At 57.8% G+C, this 8,466-nt stretch carries 6 protein-coding genes and 1 pseudogene; 5 read left to right on the plus strand and 2 right to left on the minus strand.

Annotated features, from left to right (window positions below; all coding sequences use genetic code 11):
* Nucleotides 1-228: 228 nt before the first annotated feature.
* From AC0AP0_RS06190 to AC0AP0_RS06210, 5 genes are all read left to right on the plus strand, one after another.
* On the plus strand, nt 229-2,391 hold the full coding sequence (locus tag AC0AP0_RS06190) for a DUF2075 domain-containing protein (RefSeq protein WP_490429736.1): 2,163 nt from the start codon (nt 229-231) through the stop codon (nt 2,389-2,391).
* Between the two features lie 96 nt (nt 2,392-2,487).
* Entirely contained in the window at nt 2,488-3,432 is a 945-nt protein-coding gene (gene uriH / locus AC0AP0_RS06195; protein WP_490429737.1) for a uridine-preferring nucleoside hydrolase UriH, read from the plus strand.
* Between the two features lie 5 nt (nt 3,433-3,437).
* The gene (uriT, locus tag AC0AP0_RS06200; protein WP_490429738.1) at nt 3,438-4,886 is read left to right on the plus strand and encodes a uridine transporter UriT; all 1,449 of its coding nucleotides are present in this window, start codon (nt 3,438-3,440) and stop codon (nt 4,884-4,886) included.
* Between the two features lie 244 nt (nt 4,887-5,130).
* Complete coding sequence (locus tag AC0AP0_RS06205) at nt 5,131-6,312, plus strand: SLC13 family permease (protein WP_490429739.1); 1,182 nt, start codon at nt 5,131-5,133, stop codon at nt 6,310-6,312.
* A gap of 101 nt (nt 6,313-6,413) precedes the next feature.
* Nucleotides 6,414-7,616: an MFS transporter gene (locus AC0AP0_RS06210; protein ID WP_490429740.1), complete on the plus strand. Its 1,203-nt coding sequence runs from the start codon at nt 6,414-6,416 to the stop codon at nt 7,614-7,616.
* A 47-nt stretch (nt 7,617-7,663) separates the two neighbouring features.
* Here the strand turns inward: AC0AP0_RS06210 and AC0AP0_RS06215 are convergent, their stop codons facing one another.
* Together AC0AP0_RS06215 and AC0AP0_RS06220 are read right to left on the minus strand one after the other, a co-directional pair.
* A complete protein-coding gene (locus AC0AP0_RS06215; RefSeq protein ID WP_490429741.1) occupies nt 7,664-8,269 on the minus strand; it encodes a DNA-3-methyladenine glycosylase in 606 nt (201 codons plus the stop codon).
* A pseudogene (locus tag AC0AP0_RS06220) lies at nt 8,266-8,466 on the minus strand (ferredoxin); the annotation flags it as partial. The pseudogene AC0AP0_RS06220 and the gene AC0AP0_RS06215, both read right to left, overlap by 4 nt.

Below are 8,466 nucleotides of genomic sequence, written 5' to 3' on the forward strand. Positions count from 1 at the left end.
TCATCTCCGTCCCTGGGATCGTCCCCCCACTGATAGCATTCCAAGAGCTCGGCAGCTTCGATGCAAATTGATTTGGCCAGGTTGGCGGGCGTGTGGAATTGATCCCAGTCGCGCTCGTGTACAAAATTCATCACCGCTGTTTCTGTTTCCTTGCTGATCATGATTTCGAGCCTATCAGCCGGCCCTCCTGCCATTAGATTGGTATGGGTTCGTGGCATAGTGAAAAACATGGATTCATCAAGCGCGCCGCAGCCTGTTGTGATGACTCTGCCCTATGGCGATTTCAGAGATGAGGATTTTTCCAAGGCCATTGCAGAGTACAAGCAGGCGAAAGCTGTTGGCAGTCAGGGCAGTCATTTGGAGGAGAGGCTGCTTGAGGAGCTGTTCCTACGCTATCCCACTGTATATATTGTCTCTGCTGATGAAAGGGACAGCAGCAAAAAGCATGGCGGTGGACCCCCTTACGTGGTTTACGTCGGGGAAACCAATGACATTCGTTCTCGGACCAGGCAGCACATCGAGCTGGATCCACGAACCCGCACGGATTGGGAACGCCTGGTGCGATTCATGCGCAATCACCGAGACAGGGTCTGCCAGTACATCATCGGTGATCGCCACTTCAACAAGTCCCTGACCCTGGATATGGAAAATCGGTTGATGGGGTATATGCAGAGCGTCGATGCAGTCAAGCTGGTTATGAACCGTAGAACTAACGCTCAGGACATGTATTACACCAGCGATGAATTCGACAGCATCTTTTCCAAGGCTTGGCAGATCCTGCATGAAATGGAGCCCGATCTGTTTCCGGAGGAGAAGGCAATCTTGGACTCCGCCCTGTTCAAGGCCTCGCCCTTCCGCAAGCTCACAGACGAACAACGGCGAGCTGAAGTAGCTGTTCTGCATGCGCTGGAGTCGGTCATTATTCAAAACCCCGGCGAGGGTTTCCACTCGATGACTGAATCGATAGGCCCGGTTCGGATCAACGATAAAGCCCGTACTCGAGTCATTGTCGTTCAGGGCATGTCAGGAACCGGCAAGACCGTTTTGCTTAGCCATCTCTTCTATCAGATATGTGCCAGATATGGCATCTATGGGAACTTGGACGGTAAGGACGATAACCGTTCGGCAAATGCCAGACAGCGTTCCTACATCATTGTCAACCAGGCCGAGCAGGCCAATGTCTACAACCAAATGGCTCTGAAGCTGGGACTGCAGAAGAAGCGCGGCCAGTGCGTTGTTGGCGCTGTCCAGTTCATCAACCGGTTCAGCAAGCACACCCATCGAAATGGCCGGTCCACAGGCAGGGCGGCAGACCCTATGAATAGCGTCGAGGCGAAGGCGGATGTGGTGCTGGTTGACGAGGCGCACCTGCTGCTGACGCAAGGGTCGCAGAGCTACTCCGGAAGCAACCAGCTTTACGACATTCTGCGGCGGGCAAAAGTAGCCATCGTGGTCTTCGACCCGGAACAGGTCTTGCGTGGATCCCAGTTCGTAGATGCTCAGGAAAGTCGGCTTCTGGGATTGACTGGTTCCGAGCATGATAAGACCTTCTCGCAACCCATGCTCATCCGCGAGAAGTCAAGGGACGGTCAGCATGTACGCAAGGATATCTTCCAGGTCAGTCATGTTCATTTGGATCAACAGATGCGTATCCAAGCTGATCCTGCAACCTGCGCCTGGCTGGATCGGATGACAGCCAAGGATGGCACCATTGGCCCACTGCATCCGGATCCTTGGGAGCGTCCTTATAAGATCAAGGTTTTCGATTCGCCTAAGACTTTGAGAAAGTTCATTCGCCGAAAGGACCAGGAGCAAAGAGGCGAGGGTTCCTTGGGGCTTTGCCGACTCCTAGCCACCTATGACTGGCCTTACAGCAGCCAGAATCACCCGGACCCACAGGATTCCTCCCGTCATTGGCAGGTTGTACTACACCAGCAGGATTCGGGCCGATGGGTGTGGGCCGAAGAGGGTCAGGACGGGGATGGTGAATTCGCCATGCCTTGGAATTATGAACTATATGAGGAGCAGGGAAACTCTGCTGCAAATCACCGGATCGCCTGGGCCGAGCTGCCCTTCACCATTGATGAGGTCGGCTCCATCTTCACCATCCAAGGTTTTGACCTCAACTATGCGGGAGTCATCATCGGGCCCTCGGTCACATACAGGAATGGAAAGGTCGAATTCGAACCGAAGCTCAGTTGCAACACGCTGGCGACCAATCGGCGGTCGGAGCAGGAGATGGACCCTGTGGATAATCTTCGGCACGAGTTCAATGTGTTGCTCAAACGAGGGGTGCATGGATTGGGGTTATTTGCGGTGGACCCTGATCTTCGGGATCGACTGGCCTGGGCAGTGGGTGGATTCGCCACATCCGGTCCCGACCCAGCCTAACGCGCCTACATCGTTTCAATGCCAATCAGGGGTATCATGTCCTGGGCCATGGTCCATGGCCCAGGACATATCCATGAGAAAGGCGTAGGCGAGTATATGACGACGCGCAAGATCATCCTGGACTGCGATCCAGGTCATGACGATGCGGTGGCTATCCTTCTGGCAGTAGGTGATCCGCGGATCGACCTGATCGGAGTGACTACGGTTGGCGGCAACCAGAGTCTGGACAAGGTTACCTACAATGCGAGGGCTGTGCTGGAGAAGGCTCATGCGCGCCAGGTGCCGGTCCACGCCGGATGTGATAGGCCGCTGGTGCGTCCTCAGGAGGTGGCCGCCTCCATCCATGGCCAGTCTGGTCTGGACGGTGTCGAGCTGCCTGAACCTACTAGGCCCCTGGATCCTGGCCACGCCGTCGATTGGATCATCGACACCATCATGCGCGAGGAGCCGGGCACAGTGACCCTGGTCCCCACCGGACCCTTGACCAACATCGCCATGGCCGTCCGCAAGGAACCCCGCATTGTCGACCGCGTCCGTGAGGTCGTGCTCATGGGTGGCGGCTACCATGTGGGCAACTGGAGTGCTGTCGCTGAATTCAACATCAAAGTGGATCCCGAGGCCGCACATATCGTCTTCAACGAGCCCTGGCCGGTCACCATGGTGGGGCTGGATCTGACTCATCAGGCCCTGTGCACTCCCGAGGTTCAGCAGCGCATAGAGGGCATCGGCACCGATCTGGCCCACTTTGTAAGCGGGCTGATGGACTTCTTCCGCAAGTCCTACCAGGATAACCAGGACTTCGTGGACCCGCCCGTGCATGATCCGTGCACTGTGGCCTATCTGATCGACCCCTCTATTGTGAGCACCCGTCGTTGCCCGGTTGATGTGGAGCTGCGTGGGGACCTGACCTGCGGGATGACCGTGGCCGATCTGCGCGGCCCTGAGCCCTCAGCTGAGGACTGCCACACCCAGGTGGCCGTCAAACTGGACTTCCAGGGATTCTGGGACCTGGTGGTCAAGGCCATCACCGCGATTGGATGAGATCAATGAAGACTTCGAACACGGCCGCACCCAAGACTAGCAAGCCCACCACCACAACCGCTGGCGGTTCAGGCTCTTCCATCGTCGCCTTGATGACCGCCCTGATGGCCGCCGTCTTCGCCTTCCAGCTCAACGCCTCCATGCTCTCGCCGGCTCTGACGACCATGGGGAACGAGCTCAACGCCAGTAGCTCCAGCATCGGACTGACCCAGACGGTGTTCTTCACCTCCTGCGCGGTCTTCTCCCTCTTCCTGCCTCGGCTGGGCGATCTTGCCGGCCGCAAGAAGGTGCTGCTGGGCATGCTGAGCCTGACGGCGCTGGGATGCGTGGTTTCCGCTCTGGCACCGAATGTGACGGTGCTCATGATTGGTCGTGTCATTCAGGGAGTGGCTGGTCCGGTCGTGCCTATGACCCTGATCATGCTGCATGCCGAGGTGACTGATGAGGCCCGATACGCCAGGCTCATGGCCGTTTTGACGGCGGTCAACGGTGGCATCGGCGGCGTGGACGCCATCTTAGGCGGTTGGCTGGCTGGCACTTTCGGTTTCCGCTCGGTCTTCTGGTTCATGGTGGCCATTGCTGTGATCGCCGTACTCCTGGTGGCCCTCTTCGCCCGCGAGAGCTATGCAGACGATCGCCCCCGCATGGACTGGGCAGGTGTGGTCTTCCTCTGCATCGCCTTCCTGGCCGCATACCTGGCTATCAATGAGGTCGAGAAGCTTGCCCAGGCGCGCTGGCTACTGGTGGTTGTCGAGATCCTGGTGGCTGCGGTCTTCTTCGCGATCTTCTGGAAAGTTGAAAGCACAACGTCAGCACCCATGGTCACCACCACCTATCTCAGACAGCGGCGCACCTGGGGCCTTCTGCTGACGACTCTCACCACCATGGTCGGTGTCTTCGCCATCATGAATGGGATCGTTCCGGCCCTTGCCCAGGATGGCGAGGTCGGTGTCGGCTTGAAAGCCAGCATCGTCTCCTTTGCGACGCTGACCCCCTACGCCCTGGTCGGTCTGGTCTTTGGTCCGGTTGCCGGGATGCTGGCCTCGCGCTTTGGCTACATCAAGGTTCTGAGAGTCGGTCAGCTAGTCAGCGTGCTGGGACTGGTCTTCGGCATCTACGTCTGCCTGGTTCCCAGTATCTGGAGCCTGGTGGCCCTCTCCCTGATTCTGGGCGTCTCCTATGCAGGGACGGCCAACATCATGCTCAATGGGTTGGGCGTGGTCCTGTCTCCTGCGGACAATACCGGGTACCTGCCGGGACTCAACGCCGGAGCCTTCAACCTGGGCTCAGGCCTGAGCTATGCGGTCCTCTACGCATTCATGAGCGGCCTGGCGGCGTCCGGGGGAGCCCGCGCTGGATATGTTGCCGCCATGATCGGAGGCGGAGTGCTGGTGCTGATTGCCCTGGCCCTGTCCTACCTGATTCCCGATCCGGAACGAATGGATGACAAGTAATATTGCCATCTGACAGGGGTCCTGCGGGTGCAACCTATTCGCAGGACCCCTGTTCATGTTTAATGGGCATCCGACTCTGTGACTATCCGACAAGGGTCAAAAGTCGGGGCCAGACAGACTAGCCGTCAGTAGCGCCGAGTGTCCCGACCCCGGGTTCAGGAGCGGAAAATAGCGTCAGCAGAGGTCCTGTAAGCCATGGGCGGGCGCGTAAACTAAGTGGGGAATTCGTTCGCCGGAGGTGACCATGCAACATCGGGTGATCGGACTGCTAAAAAACGAGACCGTCCTGGTCGTCGCGGCAGTCATCGCTCTCGTATCCTGCATCCTCATTCCTCCCGACCGGCAGTATCTGGGCTACATCCACGTCAATACCCTCACTCAGCTGGGATCCCTGATGATGGTGGTCTGCGGATTTCAGCGGATTGGGGTCTTCCATGCCATTGGTGCCGGTCTGCTGAGTCGCGTCCGCTCGGTGCGAGGCCTGGCCTTGGTCCTGGTTTCGCTGCCTTTCTTCTCCAGTATGTTCATCACGAACGATGTAGCCCTGGTTACTTTCGTGCCCTTCGCCATTGCTGTGCTCATCATGGCCGGTCTGGAAAGCCATGCTCTGCTGATCGTCACCCTGATGACCCTGGGTGCCAATGTGGGCAGCATGCTGACGCCGATTGGCAATGCTCACAACTTATACCTCAAGGCCCGCTCCGAGATGCCTACTGGGGAGTTCCTCCTCCTTATGGCGCCTTACGCTCTGGTGGCGGCCCTGATGCTCTTCCTGTGCTGCTGGTTCGCCTTCAGGAATCAGCATTTGGATAAGTTCGAGGGCATGGATGCACAAGAGATTCGTCACAGCATTCTAGCGCCCAGGGAGGAGGGGATACAGCCTCAGGTCAAGGAGATGCAACGGTCCAGCGGATGGCGCATCGCCATCTACCTTCTTCTCTTTCTTGTCTGCCTGCTTGGTGTGGCCAAGCTGATTCCCCAGTGGACCATGGTCCTGGTGGTGGTTGTGACCTTTCTGATCTGCGACAGGCGGGTCTTTCTGCATGTGGACTGGGGTCTGCTGCTGACCTTCGTGGCTTTCTTCATTTTCATAGGCAATGCCAGGAGGATTCCCCAGTTTTATAACCTGGTCAGCGGCCTGGTCAATATCCACCCTTTGATTACCTCGGTCCTGTGCAGCCAGGTCATCAGCAATGTGCCCACAGCACTCCTGGTCTCAGGTTTTTCGACAGCCTGGCGCTCAATTATTCTGGGCACCAACCTGGGCGGGCTCGGAACCCTGGTCGCTTCAATGGCCTCGCTGATCTCCTACAAAGCTGTGGTCAAGCAGTATCCGAGCAAGAAAGGCGATTACCTGAAGATCTATACATCACTTAATCTGCTTTTCCTGGTTGTTTTGGTTGGCATGGCCCTGCTGCTGGAGTAGACTACCCACCATCAACCAGGAATGGTGCCGCTGACATTGAGAGGGAGGCAGCAACGGTGGAACCGGAGCCGTGCGCGTCTAAGTCCAAGGACACAGGGATATTGACCAGACGGAACCTTGGGATTCTGGTCGGGATCATGGCCTTGGCTATCATGTCGCGGTTTGACTCCATCATCTCTCCTTCCGTGGCGGCCATTCAGGCATCCTTTCCTCGTGCTGATCCTTCCACCGTTGAGTCGGTGGTTTCCATTGGCTCTTCGGCGGCCATAGTTTCAGCCCTTTTATTCGGTCAGCTCTTGACCAGAATGAGTTTCAGAACCGCTGCCTGCATCAGTTGTCTGTGTGTCGCCCTGGGCGGCTTGATGCCCCTTTTGGTGCATAGTAGTGTAAGCCAGCTGCTCTTGTTTGCCTTGGTTGTCGGATTCGGCGTGGGCATCGCCACTACAGTTCTCCCCAGCCTGTCGGCCAGGTTCTTCCGCGGGAAGCAGTTGGCGGCGCTGATGGGGCTGGTCCTGGCTGTTCAGGACGGCTCTTCCATGCTGGTCCTTGCCTTGGGCGGTGTCCTGGCCAAGGGAGGGTGGCTGCACAACTATTGGCTCTATTTCCTGGCCTTGCCTGCCTTGGTTTTGGTCGTCTTCATGGTCCCCGGAGTCGGTGCAGTCGAGGAGGAGTCGGAAAAGGCCACAGAGCCTCAAACAGTCCCCTCGCAGAAGGGCAGACAATGCTGGTGGGCTACCATTTCTTGTATTCTCATCGGTTTTCTGAGCATTTTCCTGGTCGCGGTCCTGTACAACAAGCTCGCAGTCTACATAGCCAAGTACGGTTTGGGCGGCACCAGTGCAGCAGGGGTGGCCTTGATGTTCAACACGGGTTCCTCGGTCGTGATCGGGCTTAGTATCAACGGCATCAAGCGGGTCTGCCGGCAATGGACCATTCCGGTCGCCTTCCTGCTGATGGCCCTGGGCGCCCTGCTCTTCCTGACCACCCGCTCCTTCACGCTGGTCTGCCTATCGGCCTTCTTGGTTGGTTCGGGCAGTGCCATCAACATGGCCACCTGCCCCTTCCTCCTATCCAACCTGACTCCGCACAGACGCTATCCCTTGGTCATGGGGGTCTTCTCGGCCACCACCAGCCTTGGTTTTACGGCATCCACCTGGGCTTTCAAGGCTTTCTCAACAGCGTTTGGACTGGATCCGGTGACCGGCAGTTTTATAGGCATGCTGATCATCGCTCTGCTGGCCGCTGTCATTCTCTCGCTTGTTCGCTTTCAGAGCTGTGTCGAATCCCGCTTCATCGAGCAATAAGTCACTCCTTAAGCTGTACAGGCCAGAAGTGCAGGTTCTTCGCCTAATCATCGCGACAGGTAGGGGTTGCCGGTGATGACGAACCTCCGTAGGGTCTCCTTGGCGTGGGATATGCCTATTCGGGGGGTTGCCGTGACGGTCTCGTCCCGGTCCAGACTGGCGGTGGACAGGCGGATGGGCGGTTTTCTGAGGTCATGGCCATAGTTGCGCTTGTCGATGTCCAAGGCCTGGCAGACCTTGGCGGGACCGTTGGTCAGTTCCCGGTCCGGGTGATGGCCGTGCCTGTGGCTGCGCAGAAGGTCCAGACCCTGCACTGGCTGGCAGGCTCGAATCAGCACGCCGGCACCGAATCCGTCATCCTGGCAGGAGATGTTCATGCAGTAGTGCATTCCATAAGTGAAGTAGACATACATGTGTCCGCTGGGACCGAAAAGGGCATCGTTGCGGGCCGACCGTCCATGGTAGGCATGGCTGGCCGGATCATTTTGATCGTAGGCTTCGGTTTCCACGATCCGAACCCAGGCCTGTTTCCCCTCCGACTCATAGTCCCGGATGATCAGGCAACCCAGAAGCATCCGGGCTGCCTCCTCTACAGGGCGGCCCAAAAAGTCAGGGAAGATCAGGTGATCGTCCTGGCTTGAACCGGCCTTCATTCTGTTTGGTCCTTGCGGACCCAGACCGCGCGCTGACCGCGTGATTCTGGCTGAATGCAGACGAAATTGTCCTGGTGGGGCAGGGCGGCGACCTGTGGATGGTCGTGATCGTAGGGCCCCTGGGCCTGGGCGCCGCCGGCATCACCGACCTGGGCAAAGAAGTCTTCGGAGGCATCCTTGAACCAGGTCCATTCCTC

The organism is Bifidobacterium sp. POST2/T3 (B1), assembly GCF_058197115.1.